Origin of the sequence: Corallococcus interemptor (genome assembly GCF_003668875.1) — a bacterium.
In the GTDB taxonomy this organism is placed as follows: Bacteria; Myxococcota; Myxococcia; order Myxococcales; family Myxococcaceae; genus Corallococcus; species Corallococcus interemptor.
In genome coordinates this window covers 1-419 of sequence record NZ_RAWM01000391.1, presented here as the reverse complement: position 1 = coordinate 419, position 419 = coordinate 1, and the positions used below count along the sequence as shown (strand labels likewise).

At 31.5% G+C, this 419-nt stretch carries 1 protein-coding gene; it reads right to left on the bottom strand.

Translation table 11 applies throughout. The annotated features are described in order from the left end of the window. Positions 1–172: 172 nt before the first annotated feature. On the bottom strand, positions 173–403 hold the full coding sequence (locus tag D7X96_RS41875; protein ID WP_208647466.1) for a cyclic nucleotide-binding domain-containing protein: 231 nt from the start codon (positions 401–403) through the stop codon (positions 173–175). Positions 404–419 lie beyond the last annotated feature (16 nt).

Below are 419 nucleotides of genomic sequence, written 5' to 3'. Positions count from 1 at the left end.
TTTCTAAATTAAGTGCTAGTCTTCGTTTATAAAAGTCATCAACAACTCTGAATAAATTCAAATCCTCACGAACCCAATTCCAAAAATCACTGCGTGAAATTTTGTAAAAACTGGCTGTTGGAGACTCAATTCGTACATTAAATAATGCTTAAATTCCATCGTTTTGTTTCTCTTACAATAAAGAAACAAAGTCTGGCTCCGCAACATAGGCAATATTAAATTCACGACCATCTCTTAAAATATTGCTAATCTTCGCTACACCATCTTTGAGTACATAGATATATTCTGATTCAATCCCTTGATACATGATATAACTATGTTTTTTGCGTGTTACAACACTCACTTTTTTTTGTTCCAGTGTATTGATTAGATATTCAATGTTTACGTTTGCCATTTCTTTCATTTTAAAACTCATCTAC

What these genes read in the sequence shown, in the direction of transcription:
- D7X96_RS41875 (WP_208647466.1), bottom strand. Translation starts at nt 403, where the DNA reads ATGAAAGAAATGGCAAACGTAAACATTGAATATCTAATCAATACACTG.